Raw genomic sequence first — 15,137 nt, 5'->3', positions numbered from 1 at the left:
TCAGTCGGCCGTCGCGAAGACGCGCAGACCGAGTGGAATGATGCGTACCGTCGCTTCGTCAAACCCGTCTGAGGTGCCGTCGAAGCACTCGGTCTCGCCGTCATGCGCCCATTCCGGAGCCGTACCCGCGGGACGGCGAGCGCCGACGGTGATCTCGCGGGTCGAGAACGATTCGACCACGGGCGCTCGCCAACCGGGGACGCGCCCGAGCAGTGGGGTGGCAGTGCGTCCGAGGACGAGTGAGAAGGCGCCCCGTGTGCGAGGCGTGCGTCCGGAGTGCAGGATCCGCACATCGAGACACCCGTCGTCCAGTCGGCGGCGGGCGAGCGGCGTCGCTGTGCGCGGATGCTCCTGGTTCACCCCGACGAAGTACGACCAGACGCGGTCGATACGCCCATCACGTCGTAGCTCGAACGGATCGGTGCTCCGCACGACCGAGAGGGCGGCTATCACGGCGGCGAGCGGCTTACCGATCGACTTCTCGCGCTTCTCTCGCGCGGCGACGAATTCCGGGTAGACGCCAATCGACACCGTGTTGAGCACCGTGACCGGCTCCCCACCGTCGGCGACCACCTCGGCCACATCGACGTCGCGGCGCTCGCCGAGAGTCGCCGCGTCCAGCGCGTCCTCGACGGTGAGCAGCCCCAGCGCCTTGGCGAAGTGGTTCATCGTGCCACCGGGTAAGACGAGCAGCGTCATCCCTTCGGCGCGCGCCACGGCGGCCCCGACCGACATCGTGCCGTCACCTCCGTAGATGCCGAGGACCTCGGGAGGTGTCGCGCCGGCCCGCGCGGAGCGGACCACGTCGCCGAGATCCTCGCCATCGACTAGCCGGTGCACGCGCGCCCGAGGGAAGCGGGAGTGGATCAACGGCTCCGGATCCGGTCGGTGCGAGTCGCGCCCGGCCCCGGGATTGAGTACCACCAGGAGGGTGGCACCGTCGCCCAGCGGACAGCGGTCGACAGGCGGGCGGCCTGCGCGCTCCGACACCGGGACGTGACGCGGGCGGGCGGGGACGACGAGTTTGCCGACCGCGGCGACGGTGGCGCCGAGAGCGGCTCCGCCGAGCACATCCGAGAGCCAATGCACCCCGACGTGCAGACGCGAGAAGGCGACCGCGGCGGCAAACGGAGCGACGGCCGCGCCGGCCCGCGGCGACTCCAGCGCCACTCCCGCAGCGAAGGCTGCGGCGCTCGCCGCATGGCCGGACGGAAACGACGGCGAGGTGGGCACTGTCACGAGCCGACGGCCAACGGGAACGTCGACCAGCAGCGGCCGATCGCCTCCGAACAGCTTTTTGCCCACCACATTCGCGGTCGCGCTGGCGACGGCGAGGGAAGCGGCGCCACGCAACGCCTCGCGCGGTCGCCCGGCGAGCACAAGCGCGGCACCCAGGCCCAGCCAGAGAATGCCGTGATCAGCCGCCCGCGACAGTACGACGAGCGCGCCGTCGGCCACCGCGGAGGGGTGACGCGCGTTCAGACGCCGTGCCACGCGTGCATCCGCTCGTCGCACCACCCGCGGGATGGTGACGAGCCGACGGAGCAGCACCGATGAGGGGCGGGTTCCGCGAAGGGCCATCTGCCCACAGTAGGAGCCAGCGCCTCCGCGGTCGCTGGATCTGCGCTACACCTCGCCGAAGCCCGACTCGATGAGTGCCGCGAGGCGGCCGACCGCCTCCTCCGCCTGCGGCCCCCACGCCGACACAACGACCTCGTCGCCCCGGTCGAGCCCGAGTGCCATCACGCCGAGCAGACTCGTCGCGTCCTTGCCGTTCACGTCGATGCGCGCGTCGAACGTCGTCGCCACCGTGACGAAGTCGGCGGCCGGCCTCGCGTGCAGCCCGTTGGGGTTGATCAGGCGGGCGCGCCGCTGCGCAGGCGCCGCTGCGGACTCCTCACCTGGGAGGGGGACGGCCGTCTCTCCATGTGCCGCTTCTCCGCGTGCCGATTCCGCCGCCGCCAGCACGGAGTCGAGCGGCGCACCCGTCTCCGCGGCTACCGCAGCCGCCACCGCCCCCTCGACGAGGGGTGCATCCGCGATCCGCACGCGCTCTCGCGCGTCGTCGTCAAGGAACTCCAGCGCCGTCTCAGCCGTCATGATCGCCGAGCCGAGATCGCAGAGGACGACGACGCCGTCCCCCGAATCCGCCTCGCCGAGTGCTGCCGTGATCCGGTCGAAGCTGGTGCCGATGCCACCGTCGTCCGTCCCGCCCGCGGCAATCAGTGCGACCGAAGCAGCCACCTGCTCGGCGAGTTCGACCAGCCCCTCCGCCAGCCGAGCGCTGTGCGAGACGAGGACCAGGCCGACGCTCATGCGGTCGCCTCGACCGCTGCGCGCAGGAGCAGCACGGTCGATACGCTGCCGGGATCGCGATGCCCGATCGCCCGCTCGCCGAGGTAGCTGGCGCGGCCCTTTCGGGCGACGAGCGGATCCGTGGACTCGGCTCCCCTCTGCGCCGCGTCGGCAGCAGCGGCGAGGACGGCCGAGGCAGCGGCTCCCTCGCCGGCCGATTCCGCGGCGGCCTCCACGGCCGGGGTCCAGGCGTCCACCATCGTCTTGTCGCCCACCTCGGCCTTGCCGCGCAGGACGATGCCATCGCGTGCCGCTGTGAGAAGAGCGACGACATCGGAGCTGTCCAGCGACTCCTTGCCCGCGACCGCCCCCGAGGCCTTGAGGAACGCCGTTCCGAACAGCGGCCCGGACGCCCCGCCAACCGTCGAGATCAGCGTCGTCGCGACCAGCTTCAGCACATCGGCGGGCGTGGCAAGGCGGTCGGCAGCCTCCAGTTTCGCGCGCACGGCCTGGAAGCCGCGGTCCATGTTCTCCCCGTGATCGCCGTCGCCGATCGCCCGATCGAGCGTGATCAGCTCGACCCGGTGCTCCGCGATCGCCTCCGCTGCACGCCGGATCCACGCCGTCGCCCACGGTGCGTCGAACACTCCCGGTCCGTCCTGCATCGTCATCTCCTTTTTCTCGGTAGTCGTCCCCGTCATCGTCCCCACCGCAGCGCCGCGGTCTGCACCGGAGCATCCCACAGCGCGGTAAGCGCGTCATCGAGCTTGAGGACAGAGAGCGAGAATCCCTGCATCTCGAGCGACGTCGTGTAGTTCCCGACCAGACTCCGCGTCACAGTAATGCCCTTCTCGGCCAGCGCCTCGGCTGCCCGGCGGTAGGCGATGTACAGCTCGATCTGCGGCGTCCCGCCCATCCCGTTGACGAACAGCAGCACGTCGTCGCCGGCAGAGAAGGGCAGGTCCTCGAGGATCGGTTCAAGGGTGCGGTCCACGATGCGGTCGGCTGGCTCGAGGCGAATCTTCTCGCGCCCGGGCTCACCGTGGATCCCGATGCCCATCTCGATCTCGTCCTCGCCCAGCTCGAAGCTCGGCTCACCGGCGTGCGGCACGGTGCAGGGCGTGAGGGCCACGCCCATCGACCGCACGTTCGCGACGACGGTCTCGGCGATCACCGCGACCTCGTCCAGAGAGTCGCCGCGCTCGGCGGCCGCCCCCGCGATCTTCTCCACGAGCACCGTCCCTGCTACGCCCCGTCGGCCGGCCGTGTAGAGCGAGTCTTTAACGGCGACGTCGTCATCGACGATGACCGAACGCACCTCGACGCCCTCCGCGCCGGCGAGATCGGCGGCGGTCTCGAAATTCAGGACGTCACCGGTGTAGTTCTTCACGATGTGGAGGACGCCGACGCCGCCGTCAACCGCCAGGGTTGCTGCCACGATCGGATCAGGAGTCGGCGAGGTGAAGACAGGCCCGGGAACCGCTGCGTCGAGCATCCCGACGCCCACGAAGCCTGCGTGCAGGGGCTCGTGCCCGCTCCCGCCGCCGCTGACGATGCCGACCTTGCCCCGCCGTGGCGCGTCGACCCGCACGACAACGAGCGGATCCGCCTCCACACGCACTAGGTCGGCATGAGCGAGGCCGAAGCCGGCCACCGACTCCGCCACGACATTCTTCGGGTCGTTGATGAGCTTCTTCATTGAGGTCTCCTCCAGGATCGGGCCACCACTCGGGCGTCCCGTCCTGCGGGCGATCCGGCATGTGATGGGGCACCGCCCGCACCCTCGCGGACAGCGCTCCCACGTTACGCCCTGTGCTCGGGACGCTGCGTCTCGCGCACCCACTCATCGAGCTTCGCCGCGGCAGCACCGGAGTCAACGGCGTCGGCGGCGCGCGTCATCGCCTCCTGTAGGCGGTCCAGGATCGGCGTCCTGACGAGGTCGGGGTCGCGCGCGAGGTCGAAGGCGGCGAGGCCGGCGGCCGCGTTGAGGAGAACGATGTCGCGCACAGGGCCGCCGTCGCCGCCGAGCACCGAGCGCACCACGCTCGCGTTGTAGGCGGCATCGCGTCCGCGCAGCTCGTCAATGCGGGCGCGACGAAGGCCCAGATCGCGCGGATCGAGATCGTGCTCGACGACCGAACCGCGCGACACCTCCCAGATGTGGCTGTGACCGGTCGTCGTCAGCTCGTCGAGTCCGTCGTCCCCACGGAAGACGAGAGCTGTGGCTCCGCGGGTCTGGAAGACGCCGACGACGAGCGGGACGCGGTCGAGGTGCGCGACGCCGACGGCCGATGCCTCCGGTCGTGCCGGATTGCAGAGCGGGCCGAGGAAGTTGAACACCGTGGGCACGCCCAGCTCGGCGCGGACCGCACCCGCGTGCCGGAACCCGGGGTGAAACACCGTCGCGAAGACGAAGGCGATACCCGTGCGCCGGAAGACCTCCGCGACCCCCGCCGGCGAGAGGGTGAGGTTGACCCCGAGTGCGGCGAGCACATCCGAGGACCCGGAGGAGGAGGATGCGGCCTTATTGCCGTGCTTCACGACCGGCGTCCCCGCCGCCGCCGCGATGATCGACGCAGTTGACGAAATGTTGACGGTGCCGAAGCGGTCCCCGCCCGTGCCCACGATGTCCAGCGCCATCGGATCGACGTCCAGCGGCACCGCGTGGTCGAGGATTGCATCACGGAAGCCCACGATTTCGTCCACCGTCTCGCCCTTCGCCCGCAGAGCCACGAGCAGTCCCGCCAGCTGCGCGGGGGTCGCCTCCCCTTCCATGACCTGCTCCATCGCCCAGGTCGCCTCCGAGACGCTCAGATCGGAGGACTCGAGGAGTGCGCTGAGAAGGTGCGGCCAGGACAGGGTTTCCGACATGGCTCACAGATTATGCGACGACGATCGCCTCCCGGGAAGTGCGACTTCCCTCCTTGGCCATCGGCCATAATGGTCTGTGTGACGAGCACCTCTCTCTCCCCCACGGCCACCGCGCCCGTAGTGAACCGACCCAACCCGGTCGCGGTCGGAACGATCGTCTGGCTGGGCAGTGAGGTCATGTTCTTCGCGGGTCTCTTCGCGATTTACTTCACCCTTCGCAGCACTTCACCGGAACTGTGGGGCGCCGAGACCGAGATTCTGAACGTGCCCTATGCGGGTGTGAATACCGTCATCCTCGTCGCATCGTCGTTCAGCTGCCAGTTCGGCGTGTTCGCCGCTGAGCGCCTGCAGCCGCGTGCGACGGGCCTCAGCCCGTTCAAGTGGGGCATGGTCGAGTGGTTCTTCCTCACCTACGCCCTCGGAGCGGTCTTCGTCTCCGGTCAGGTTCTCGAATACGCCACGCTCGTCTCGGAGGGCGTCACGCTCTCCAGCAACGCCTACGGCTCGGCCTTCTACCTGACGACCGGCTTCCATGCCCTGCACGTCACCGGTGGACTCCTCGCCTTCCTCCTCGTCATTGGCCGTGGCTTCGCGGTCAAGAACTTTGGCCACAAGGAGGCGACGAGCGCCATCGTCGTCTCCTACTACTGGCACTTCGTCGACGTTGTCTGGGTCGGCCTCTTCGCCGTCATCTACTTCCTCAAGTGACGCGCTCGCCGATGAACCACCACACCCCGAACACCCGCAGGAAGGACGCCTCGATGGGCTCCCCGAAGACGAAGAGCCGAGCCAAGAAGGGTCGCCGTCATCCGCTGGCCACTCTGGCCCTGATCGCCATCGGCCTCGGGCTCACCGGCGGCACCTACGCAGCCGTCGGCGTCGCCACGGCAGCCTCCGCAGAGACCTCCGCTACCAGCCAGCAGACGATCGATCAGGGCTCCAAGCTCTTCGCCGCAAACTGCGCCACCTGTCACGGACTCGATGCCGCGGGTACCGACAACGCTCCGTCTCTGATTGGCGTTGGCGCTGCGTCCGTCGACTTCCAGGTCGGTACCGGCCGCATGCCCATGCAGATGCACGGCCCGCAGGCGTTGGAGAAGCCGGTCCAGTTCACCGATGACGAGGTCGCGCAGCTCGCGGCCTACGTCGCGTCGCTCGCCCCCGGTCCCGCTATCCCCGAGGGCGAAGTCCTCGACGGACAGGGCGACAGCGCCAATGGCGCCGAGCTGTTCCGGATCAATTGCGCCATGTGCCATAACGTGGCGGGAGCAGGCGGTGCGCTCACCGAGGGGAAGTTCGCTCCTGCGCTCAATGGAGTCACCGAGGCGCACATCTACGAGGCGATGGTCACCGGACCACAGAACATGCCGGTCTTCAACGACCTCAACATCTCGCCGGAGGACAAGCGCGACATCATCTCGTACCTGAAGTACATCGAGGCCAACCCCTCCCCCGGCGGATTCGCACTCGGCTCCCTCGGGCCGGTTGCGGAGGGCCTCTTCCTCTGGATCTTCGGCCTCGGAGCAATCGTGGCCCTGACGGTGTGGATCACCGCTCGATCCAATTAGACGATTTCTGCGCCCTGACGGGCGCGAGTGACCCACGGCACCGACTGGTGCCGACACGGCGTGAAAAGGAGAACCATGGCAGAGCACGATGAGGGTGGCAGCGACCTCGCCACCTCGTCGGCCACCGGGCACGGGACGGCTCAGGCCGGCACCGCGGTCGTGACGCGAGACCGCGTCCAAGACCCGGGTCTCCCGCCGCACCGTCCCCGGATGACCGATCTCGACCCCACGGTCGAGAAGCGTGCCGAGCGCACGGTGTACACGCTCTTTTATCTCTCCTTCGCGGGCTCACTCTTCGCGGTCGCCGCGTACATGGCGTTCCCGATCACCGAGGACGTCTCGTCCGTCCGTCTGAACACGCTGTTCATCGGTCTGGGCATGTCCCTCGCCCTTCTCGCCCTCGGCATCGCCGCTGTCCACTGGGGCAAGCAGTTGATGTCGGACCACGAGGGCATCGACATCCGCCACCCCGTCCGCAGCGCGGAGCCCACCCGCGCCCGTGCGCTTGAGATCTTCGACCAGTCCGACAAGGAGTCCGGTTTCGGCCGCCGCTCCCTCGTGCGGAATAGCCTGATCGCGTCTCTCGTCGTGTTCCCCCTGCCCGCCGTGATCCTGTTCCGTGGTCTCGGCCCGCAGAACGAGAACCCCGTCGACCTGCTGAAAACCACGCTGTGGACAGAGGGCACGAGGCTCACCCTTGACCCGTCAGGAGCGCCGATCCTCGCATCGGACGTCACCATCGGCTCCGCGTTCCACGTCATTCCCGAGGGCCTCAACGACGTCGAAGACAAGCTGGAGGAGAAGGCGAAAGCCGCTGTTCTCCTCATGCGCCTCAAGCCTGAGGACCTTACCGTCAGCGAGGGTCGCGAGACCTGGAACTACGACGGAATCGTCGCCTACTCCAAGATCTGCACGCACGTTGGCTGCCCTGTGGCGCTGTACGAGCAGCAGACCCACCACCTGCTGTGCCCGTGCCACCAGTCGCAATTCGACATTAAGCGCGAGGCCGAGGTCATCTTCGGCCCGGCGAAGCGTCCGCTTCCGCAGCTCCCCATCACCGTCGACGCCGAGGGATACCTGGTCGCCAGAAGCGACTTCACGGAGCCCGTCGGACCGTCCTTCTGGGAGCGATGACTCACATGTCCACCACCACACCCTCACGGCCCTCCAGCTCCCCCGCGGAGCCCGAGGACGGCGTCATCCTCGGAAGCGGCAAGTTCCAAAAGGGCTATGTCGGAGCGGCGTCGAACTACATCGATGAGCGCACCAGCATTTCGGCGGTCGTCAAGGAGTTCGGTCGCAAGATCTTCCCCGACCACTGGTCCTTCCTCCTCGGCGAGGTCGCGCTCTACAGTTTCGTCATCATCCTGCTGTCGGGCACGTTCCTCACCTTCTTCTTCCAGGCCTCGATGGTCGAGACGCACTACGAGGGCAGCTACCTGCCGCTCAAGGGCATCGAGATGTCGGCGGCCATGTCCTCGGCGCTCGACATCTCGTTCGATATCCGCGGCGGCCTGCTCATGCGCCAGATTCACCACTGGGCGGCCCTGCTGTTCGTGGCCTCCATCGGCTTGCACATGCTCCGCATCTTCTTCACCGGTGCGTTCCGTAAGCCGCGGGAGCTCAACTGGGTGATCGGATTCGTCCTCTTCATCCTCGCGATGGCGGAGGGCTTCACCGGCTACTCCCTCCCTGATGACCTGCTCTCCGGCAACGGCCTGCGCATCATCGACGGCATGGTCAAGGGCATCCCGATCGTGGGCACGTGGATCTCGTTCCTCCTCTTCGGCGGCGAGTTCCCGGGCACCGACATCGTCGGCCGCCTCTACACACTGCACATCCTGCTCCTGCCGGCTCTGGTGCTCGCGTTCATCGCGCTGCACCTCGTGTTCGTCGTCGTGCACAAGCACACCCAGTTCCCCGGTGCAGGCAAGACGGAGCAGAACGTCGTCGGCTACCCGGTGCTCCCGGTCTACGCCGCGAAGGCCGGTGGATTCTTCTTCATCGTCTTCGGCGTCGTCGTCCTCATCGCCTCCCTGTTCACGATCAACCCGATCTGGAACTACGGCCCGTACGATCCCTCCCCCGTCTCCGCGGGAACCCAGCCAGACTGGTACATCGGCTTCGCTGACGGTGCGCTGCGCCTGATCCCACCGGGACTCGAGTGGGCGATCCCCGGGATCGGTACGCTCTCGTTCAACATCCTGATCCCGCTCGGTGGCCTGGGACTCTTTATCGTCGCGGTCATGCTCTACCCGTTCATCGAAGCGTGGATCACGGGTGACAAGCGCGAGCACCACCTGCTCGACCGCCCGCGCAATGCCGCGACCCGCACTGCGATCGGCGCTGCCGGAGTCAGTTTCTACGCCGTTCTCTGGGCTGCCGCGTCGTCGGACATCATTGCGACGCACTTCCATCTCACCATGGAGGGAGTGATCCACAGCCTGCAGTTCCTGCTCATCGTGGGCCCGTTCATCGCCTACTTCATTACCAAGCGCATCTGCCTCGCGCTGCAGAAGAAGGACCGCGAGATCGCCCTGCACGGCTTCGAGTCCGGCCGCATCGTCCGCCTCCCCGGTGGCGAATTCATCGAGGTGCACCAGCAGCTCGACGAGTACGAGCGCTGGAAGCTGGTCGGCCAGGACGAGTACGAGCCGCTGATGATTCGCCCGAATTCCCGCGGCCGTATCACCGCCCCGGAACGCGTGCGCGCCGGCCTCTCCCGCTGGTTCTTCGAGGATCGCATTACTCCCGTCACTCAGAAGGAGCTCGAAAGCTCGCACAGCGAGCACTGACAGCACGGCGATGGGCCCGGACGATCTGATCGTCCGGGCCCATCGCCGTTCTCGGCTTGTCGTTCTCGGCCTGTCCATTGAAGCAGCTCGCTCGCGGACCTACAGAACAATCGCGCGGGCGCGGGGTGTCTTTATATGGTTTTCCAAGGAGCGGCGACCTGCGAGGGCGATGATCGAGGACCCGGATCGCCTAGTAACGGGTGCCAGGCCGGCGTAGGAGGCGAGGTGGCCGGCGGTGACGAAGCTGTTGCCGCTCCGACAGCGCCTGAAGGATCTGCGTCGCGAGACGCCGCCCGATCCGCGGGGCGAGCTTGACGAACCGGATCACTCCGAAGCGGGTACAAAGAAAGTAGCGGGTCGTGCGCGGACACCGAGCACGTGAAAGGGCCGGGTGCGCGACGGCCGAAGCCTCGTGCACCCGGCCCTCAGCCGAGCGGGTAGCCCTACCGGGCGAAGTATCCGCGGTAGTACTCGTACACCCAGCCCGCTATGGCGACCAGGAACAGTCCCACGGCGATGTACGTGATCCAGAAGCCCACTGCGAGGCCCAGGAAGCCCAGTGCGGCGGAACCGCCGAGGATCAGCGGCCACCAGCTCCATGGACTGAAAAAGCCCAGCTCGGGGTCTCCATCGTCGATGTCAGCGTCGAGGCGATCCTCGGGGAGCTCAGCGCCCTGCGCGGTATGCACCCGGCCGACATAAAACGCGATGAATGCGCCGAGCACGGACGAGAGGCCGATGGCGACCGCTCCGACCCACTCCACCTGGCCGGTATCGATCAGCGACCACGTTATGTAGACGATGTCGGCAAGGAGGAAGAAACCGGCGAGGAGCCAGAACAGAGAGACGTTCGCGCGCATGGCCCTACTTCACCGTGCCTTCCGACTTGTCGTACGTGGGGGCGTCCGGAGCATCCTTGGCCGGACCGATACCGACCGGGATGCCCGCCTCGGGGTGATTGAGGTCGAAGGCAGGAGCCTCGCTGCGGATGCGCGGGATGGACGTGAAGTTATGCCGGGGTGGTGGGCACGACGTCGCCCACTCGAGCGATCGCGAGAAGCCCCACGGGTCGTTCACCGTCACCTTGGGCGCCTTGCGGGCCGTGATGTACACGTTGAAGAAGAACGGGATCAGTGAGACCGCAAGGATCATCGCTCCGACGGTCGACACCTGGTTCATCCAGGTGAAACCGTCCTCAGGCAGATAGCTGGCGTAGCGGCGGGGCATACCCACGACGCCGAGCCAGTGCTGAATGAGGAAGGTGGTGTGGAAGCCGATGAACAGCAGCCAGAAGTGCCATTTGCCCAGCGTCTCGTTCAACATCTTGCCCGTCCACTTGGGCCACCAGAAGTAGAAGCCCGAGAACATCGCGAAGACGACGGTGCCGAAGACCACATAGTGGAAGTGCGCCACCACGAAGTAGGAGTCAGAGACGTGGAAGTCGAGAGGCGGCGACGCGAGGATGACGCCCGTCAGACCCCCGAACGTGAAGGTGATCAGGAAGCCGATCGCCCAGATCATCGGGGTCTCGAACGTCACCGAGCCACGCCACATGGTGCCGATCCAGTTGAAGATCTTCACGCCGGTCGGGACCGCGATGAGCATCGTCATCAGCGAGAAGAACGGCAGCAGGACGGAGCCGGTGACGTACATGTGGTGTGCCCACACAGTGATGGAGAGCGCTGCGATGGAGATCGTCGCGTAAATCAGTGTCTTATAGCCAAAGATCGGCTTGCGGCTGAAGACCGGGAAGACCTCGGAGACGATGCCGAAGAACGGCAGCGCGATGATATACACCTCCGGGTGCCCGAAGAACCAGAAGAGGTGCTGCCAGAGGAGGACACCGCCGTTGGCCGCGTCGTAGATGTGGGCGTCGAAGACGCGGTCGGCCCCGAGGGCGAACATCGCAGCGGCGAGAACCGGGAAAGCGAGCAGCACGAGGATCGACGTCACAAGGATGTTCCACGTGAAGATCGGCATGCGGAACATGGTCATGCCCGGAGCGCGCATCGTGATGATCGTGGTGATGAAATTGACGGCGCCCAGGATCGTGCCGAAACCCGAGAGGGCCAAGCCGAAAACCCAGAGATTGCCGCCCAAACCAGGCGAGAATGTCGTACTCGACAGCGGCGCGTAGGCGAACCATCCGAACGACGCTGCGCCCTGCGGAGTGACGAAGCCGGCGACAGCAATCAGCGATCCGAAGCTGTAGAGCCAGTAGGCGAACGCGTTGAGCCGGGGGAAGGCGACGTCGGGGGCGCCGATCTGAAGCGGCATGAGGACGTTGGCGAAGCCTGCGAACAGCGGTGTCGCGAACATCAGCAGCATGATCGTGCCGTGCATCGTGAACAGCTGGTTGTACTGTTCCCGGGTCTCGACCACGTTGAGGCCGGGCTCGAAGAGCTGCGCACGAATAACGAGGGCCATCACGCCGGCAATGCAGAAGTAGATGAACGAGGTAATCAGGTACATGTACCCAATGACCTTGTGATCGGTGGACGTCATCCACCGAACCAGGACGTTCGCCTTGCGCTGGACCGGTGGTGTGCCGAACGTGCGGGTCGGGGCGGGTGCCGTAGCGGTGCTCATGCTCCCTTACTCCTCGTTCTCGGTGCGGGCCGGCGCGCCAGTGCCGGGCAGGTTGTTGTTGCGGTTGTACTCGGCGCCGAGCTGACCCGTCTGGCCCGCATCGCGCAACGACTGGATGTACTCGTCGTACTCGGCCTGCGAGACGACCTTCACGTTAAAGAGCATCGCGGAGTGGTACTCGCCGCAGAGTTCAGCGCACTTTCCGCTGTGGGTCCCCTCCTCGAGCGGCGTGACGTACATGTAGTTCGTCTTGCCGGGGATCATGTCCTTCTTGTACAGGAAGTCGACGACCCAGAAGGAGTGGATGACGTCACGCGCGTCGAGCTGGATCTTGATCTTCTTGCCGACCGGCAGGTACAGCGTCGGAACCTCGGACTCGACGAGGGAGCCGGCCGCATCGCCGCCATCTTTGTACTGGCCCTGGATTCCGGCGGAGTAGACGTTTTCGTCCACGTAGTTGAAGTCCCACGCCCACTGCTTGCCGTACACCTGGATGGTTTCGTCCGGGTCGTCATAGGGCTGCTCGATGGCAGCCTGATCCCGGGCGGTGAAGGCAAAGAAGCCGATCACGAGGATCAGCGGCACGATCGTGTAGAAGATCTCGATCGGCATGTTGTACCGCAGCTGAACCGGAAGACCGGTCTGCCCCTTGCGGCGGCGGTAGACAACCACCGCCCAGATGGTGAGGCCCCACGTGACGACGCCGACGGCGAGGAGGACGATCCAGGAGGTGACCCAGAGCCCGATGACTCGATCGACGTGGTCCGTCGTACCGGGTTCGGTGGGCAGCCAGCCCTGGAGCTGCTCCTGGGTGCAGCCCGCGAGGACGAGGGCGAGGGCTCCTGCGACGGGGGCAGCGACCCATCTGCGGATTCGGCGATTAAAGCGCACCGGTGACCTTTCGGAAGACTGGGGACCAGTTCACACGAAACTGTATTAGACCGGCCCTAGCCTACCCTTCCCTCCGACGCCTCGACGCAGGGCAAGGTGCTCGTGACCTCGTGTCCGACTGGTGCAGTCATGAGGAACGGCGCCCGACGAACCACGTGTGTGGCCGGTCGGGCGCCGTTGAAGGAGTGCGGGGACGCGTCAGTGGAAGCTGTCTCCACAGGCGCAGCTGCCGCCGGCGTTGGGGTTGTCGATAGTGAAGCCCTGCTTCTGGATCGTGTCCTCGAAGTCGATCGAGGCACCATCGAGGTACGGAACGCTCATCTTGTCGACAACGAGGCCGACGCCCTCGAATTCCACTGCGGCGTCGCCGTCGAGAGTCCGCTCGTCGAAGTAGAGCTGGTAGATGAGGCCGGAGCAGCCACCAGGCTGCACGGCGACCCGCAGGCGGAGGTCGTCTCGGCCCTCCTGCTCGAGCAGGCTCTTCACCTTGGCTGCCGCGGTCGGGGTCATCGAGACGCCGTGGGCCGCGCTGGGCTGGGCGACGGGAGCCACTGTCTGGTCGATCAGTGTCGTGTCTGTCATGTCACTCCTCAGGGGAACGGGCGGAACGGTCGACGTGCTTCCGGGATTCTACGTCTGCAACCCGTACGCCGCCCGGGGTATTCCGGCCGAAGTGGGGCCGTCAGTGTCGATGGGGGCCGTCAGTGTCGATGAGCGAGGGCGCGGAGCAGGAACAGCGCCTCCGTCTGCGCGGCCCGCTTGAACACGCCCAGGTGCAGCGACTCATTCGGGCTGTGCGCGCGTGAGTCCGGGTCCTCGACCCCGGTCACCAGGATCTGCGCCTCGGGGAACTCCCGGACGAGGTCGGCAATGAACGGAATGCTGCCACCGATGCCTGTCTCGAGCGGCTCCCGCCCCCAGGCGTCCGTCATCGCACCCTTGACGAGGTCGACGGCCCACCCCGAGGTGTCAACGAGGAACGGGTCCCCCATGTCGACGTCGTCAAGGGAGAGGTGTGCTCCGAACGGAGCGTTCGCGCGCAGGTGTCGTTCGATGGCGGCGAAGGCCTCCCTCGCATCCTGGCCGGGGGCGATGCGTGCGCTGATCTTGACGCGCACCGAGGGGGCGAGGGTGTTCGAGGCGTCGATGACGCTGGGAGCGTCGATTCCGGTCACGGTGATCGCCGGCTTCGACCACGTGCGCGAGAGGATCGGCCCGGTCCCAATCGGCGAGACGCCATCGAGCAGGCCGGAGTCGCGACGCAGGTCGGCCTCCGTGATCTCAGGGACCGCTCCGTCGTGCTCAGTGAGGCCCGGCACCGCCACCGAGCCGTCCTCGGCCCACAGCGTCGAGAGCAGGCGCACCGCGGCGAGCATTGCGTCAGGCACGGCGCCGCCGAGCATCCCCGAGTGGGAGGCGTGGTCGAGCGTGCTGACCGTCAGGGTGAGGGTGACGTTGCCGCGCAGCCCCACGGTCAACGCCGGAGTGTCGATGTCCCAGTTATCACTGTCGGCAACGATGATCGCGTCGGCCCGGAGGGCGTCGTGGTGCTCGCGCAGGAACGTGGGGAAAGACCGGGAACCGAACTCCTCCTCCCCCTCAATGAAGAGGACGAGCCCAAGGTCGTGGGCGTCGCCGGCGATCTCGCGGAGCGCGCGCACGGCGGCGAGGTGCGAGACCACTCCAGCCTTGTCATCGGCGGCACCACGGCCGTACAGACGATCGCCGCGCACGGTCGGCTCGAACGGAGGTGTCTCCCACGCCTCCTCGGCGCCCTGCGGCTGAACATCGTGGTGCGCATAGAGGAGGACGGTGGGCGCTCCGTTGCGCGCGGCACGAGTCGCCAGCACGGCCGGTTGGCCAAGCACACCAGAGTCGCCAATCTCAGAGCTGCGGATCGAGACCTCCTCGAAGACACCGGTCTCGCGGGCGAGCTCGGCGATCGCCTCGGCGCTGGCCGCCACCCGCGTCGCGTCGAAGCCGTCCCAGGAGACGGACGGGATGCGCACGAGCTTCCCAAGCTGGGCGAGTGAGCGGGGCAGGTCATCCTGCACCGCGGTGAGGATGGCCTCCTCGGCCGAGGAGAGGACGGACGGAGTGAGAGCGTCGTGAGCCATGGAGGTAATCT

Annotated in this window: 14 protein-coding genes and 1 pseudogene; 4 read left to right on the top strand and 11 right to left on the bottom strand. The window is 66.9% G+C overall.

Features of this window, described 5'->3' with window-relative positions; all coding sequences use genetic code 11:
* The 5 genes from HRF29_RS00630 to trpD all read right to left on the bottom strand — a co-directional run bounded on the left by HRF29_RS00630 (nt 1) and on the right by trpD (nt 5,166).
* Complete coding sequence (locus HRF29_RS00630; RefSeq protein ID WP_187698085.1) at nt 1-1,581, bottom strand: bifunctional phosphatase PAP2/diacylglycerol kinase family protein; 1,581 nt, start codon at nt 1,579-1,581, stop codon at nt 1-3.
* Nucleotides 1,582-1,626: 45 nt separating this feature from the next.
* Nucleotides 1,627-2,316 carry a dihydroxyacetone kinase phosphoryl donor subunit DhaM gene (gene dhaM / locus HRF29_RS00625; RefSeq protein ID WP_173243160.1) on the bottom strand — a complete coding sequence of 230 codons (690 nt, stop codon included), beginning with the start codon at nt 2,314-2,316 and terminating at the stop codon, nt 1,627-1,629.
* On the bottom strand, nt 2,313-2,996 hold the full coding sequence (gene dhaL, locus HRF29_RS00620) for a dihydroxyacetone kinase subunit DhaL (RefSeq protein WP_425503077.1): 684 nt from the start codon (nt 2,994-2,996) through the stop codon (nt 2,313-2,315). The genes dhaM and dhaL overlap by 4 nt, the downstream gene beginning before the upstream one ends.
* A complete protein-coding gene (dhaK, locus tag HRF29_RS00615; RefSeq protein WP_173243157.1) occupies nt 2,993-3,994 on the bottom strand; it encodes a dihydroxyacetone kinase subunit DhaK in 1,002 nt (333 codons plus the stop codon). The genes dhaL and dhaK overlap by 4 nt, the downstream gene beginning before the upstream one ends.
* A gap of 104 nt (nt 3,995-4,098) precedes the next feature.
* A complete protein-coding gene (gene trpD / locus HRF29_RS00610; RefSeq protein ID WP_173243154.1) occupies nt 4,099-5,166 on the bottom strand; it encodes an anthranilate phosphoribosyltransferase in 1,068 nt (355 codons plus the stop codon).
* Nucleotides 5,167-5,235: 69 nt separating this feature from the next.
* On the opposite strand from trpD, the gene ctaE reads away from it, so the two are divergent.
* The 4 genes from ctaE (at nt 5,236) to qcrB (ending at nt 9,529) form a co-directional block, all read left to right on the top strand.
* Nucleotides 5,236-5,874 (top strand): aa3-type cytochrome oxidase subunit III, encoded by a 639-nt coding sequence (gene ctaE, locus HRF29_RS00605; protein WP_173243151.1) that lies wholly within the window; start codon nt 5,236-5,238, stop codon nt 5,872-5,874.
* Nucleotides 5,875-5,927: 53 nt separating this feature from the next.
* Nucleotides 5,928-6,734 (top strand): cytochrome bc1 complex diheme cytochrome c subunit, encoded by an 807-nt coding sequence (gene qcrC / locus HRF29_RS00600; RefSeq protein WP_173245758.1) that lies wholly within the window; start codon nt 5,928-5,930, stop codon nt 6,732-6,734.
* A gap of 75 nt (nt 6,735-6,809) precedes the next feature.
* Complete coding sequence (gene qcrA, locus HRF29_RS00595; RefSeq protein ID WP_173243148.1) at nt 6,810-7,868, top strand: cytochrome bc1 complex Rieske iron-sulfur subunit; 1,059 nt, start codon at nt 6,810-6,812, stop codon at nt 7,866-7,868.
* Between the two features lie 5 nt (nt 7,869-7,873).
* On the top strand, nt 7,874-9,529 hold the full coding sequence (gene qcrB, locus HRF29_RS00590) for a cytochrome bc1 complex cytochrome b subunit (RefSeq protein WP_173243145.1): 1,656 nt from the start codon (nt 7,874-7,876) through the stop codon (nt 9,527-9,529).
* Nucleotides 9,530-9,700: 171 nt separating this feature from the next.
* On the opposite strand, the pseudogene HRF29_RS15430 reads toward qcrB, so the two are convergent.
* The 6 genes and pseudogenes from HRF29_RS15430 to HRF29_RS00560 all read right to left on the bottom strand — a co-directional run.
* Nucleotides 9,701-9,833, bottom strand: a pseudogene (locus HRF29_RS15430) (transposase); the annotation flags it as partial.
* A 139-nt stretch (nt 9,834-9,972) separates the two neighbouring features.
* The gene (locus HRF29_RS00580; RefSeq protein ID WP_173243141.1) at nt 9,973-10,389 is read right to left on the bottom strand and encodes a cytochrome c oxidase subunit 4; all 417 of its coding nucleotides are present in this window, start codon (nt 10,387-10,389) and stop codon (nt 9,973-9,975) included.
* Between the two features lie 4 nt (nt 10,390-10,393).
* Nucleotides 10,394-12,118 (bottom strand): aa3-type cytochrome oxidase subunit I, encoded by a 1,725-nt coding sequence (ctaD, locus tag HRF29_RS00575; RefSeq protein WP_173243138.1) that lies wholly within the window; start codon nt 12,116-12,118, stop codon nt 10,394-10,396.
* Nucleotides 12,119-12,124: 6 nt separating this feature from the next.
* A complete protein-coding gene (gene ctaC, locus HRF29_RS00570) occupies nt 12,125-13,009 on the bottom strand; it encodes an aa3-type cytochrome oxidase subunit II (protein ID WP_173243135.1) in 885 nt (294 codons plus the stop codon).
* 198 nt (nt 13,010-13,207) lie between these two features.
* Nucleotides 13,208-13,591, bottom strand: coding sequence for an iron-sulfur cluster insertion protein ErpA (erpA, locus tag HRF29_RS00565; RefSeq protein WP_173243132.1), 384 nt, complete (start codon nt 13,589-13,591; stop codon nt 13,208-13,210).
* A 119-nt stretch (nt 13,592-13,710) separates the two neighbouring features.
* Complete coding sequence (locus HRF29_RS00560) at nt 13,711-15,126, bottom strand: dipeptidase (RefSeq protein ID WP_173243129.1); 1,416 nt, start codon at nt 15,124-15,126, stop codon at nt 13,711-13,713.
* Nucleotides 15,127-15,137: the final 11 nt, after the last annotated feature.

It is taken from the genome of Rathayibacter agropyri (assembly GCF_013249015.1).
Lineage (GTDB): Bacteria > Actinomycetota > Actinomycetes > Actinomycetales > Microbacteriaceae > Rathayibacter > Rathayibacter agropyri.
The sequence above is the reverse complement of the archived record's forward strand: the minus strand, read 5'-3'. Positions and strand labels throughout refer to the sequence as shown.

Coding starts and splice junctions, on each gene's coding strand:
- HRF29_RS00630 (WP_187698085.1), bottom strand. CDS start 1,581: ATGGCCCTTCGCGGAACCCGCCCCTCATCGGTGCTGCTCCGTCGGCTC.
- dhaM (WP_173243160.1), bottom strand. CDS start 2,316: ATGAGCGTCGGCCTGGTCCTCGTCTCGCACAGCGCTCGGCTGGCGGAG.
- dhaL (WP_425503077.1), bottom strand. CDS start 2,996: ATGACGGGGACGACTACCGAGAAAAAGGAGATGACGATGCAGGACGGA.
- dhaK (WP_173243157.1), bottom strand. CDS start 3,994: ATGAAGAAGCTCATCAACGACCCGAAGAATGTCGTGGCGGAGTCGGTG.
- trpD (WP_173243154.1), bottom strand. CDS start 5,166: ATGTCGGAAACCCTGTCCTGGCCGCACCTTCTCAGCGCACTCCTCGAG.
- ctaE (WP_173243151.1), top strand. CDS start 5,236: ATGGTCTGTGTGACGAGCACCTCTCTCTCCCCCACGGCCACCGCGCCC.
- qcrC (WP_173245758.1), top strand. CDS start 5,928: ATGGGCTCCCCGAAGACGAAGAGCCGAGCCAAGAAGGGTCGCCGTCAT.
- qcrA (WP_173243148.1), top strand. CDS start 6,810: ATGGCAGAGCACGATGAGGGTGGCAGCGACCTCGCCACCTCGTCGGCC.
- qcrB (WP_173243145.1), top strand. CDS start 7,874: ATGTCCACCACCACACCCTCACGGCCCTCCAGCTCCCCCGCGGAGCCC.
- HRF29_RS00580 (WP_173243141.1), bottom strand. CDS start 10,389: ATGCGCGCGAACGTCTCTCTGTTCTGGCTCCTCGCCGGTTTCTTCCTC.
- ctaD (WP_173243138.1), bottom strand. CDS start 12,118: ATGAGCACCGCTACGGCACCCGCCCCGACCCGCACGTTCGGCACACCA.
- erpA (WP_173243132.1), bottom strand. CDS start 13,591: ATGACAGACACGACACTGATCGACCAGACAGTGGCTCCCGTCGCCCAG.
- HRF29_RS00560 (WP_173243129.1), bottom strand. CDS start 15,126: ATGGCTCACGACGCTCTCACTCCGTCCGTCCTCTCCTCGGCCGAGGAG.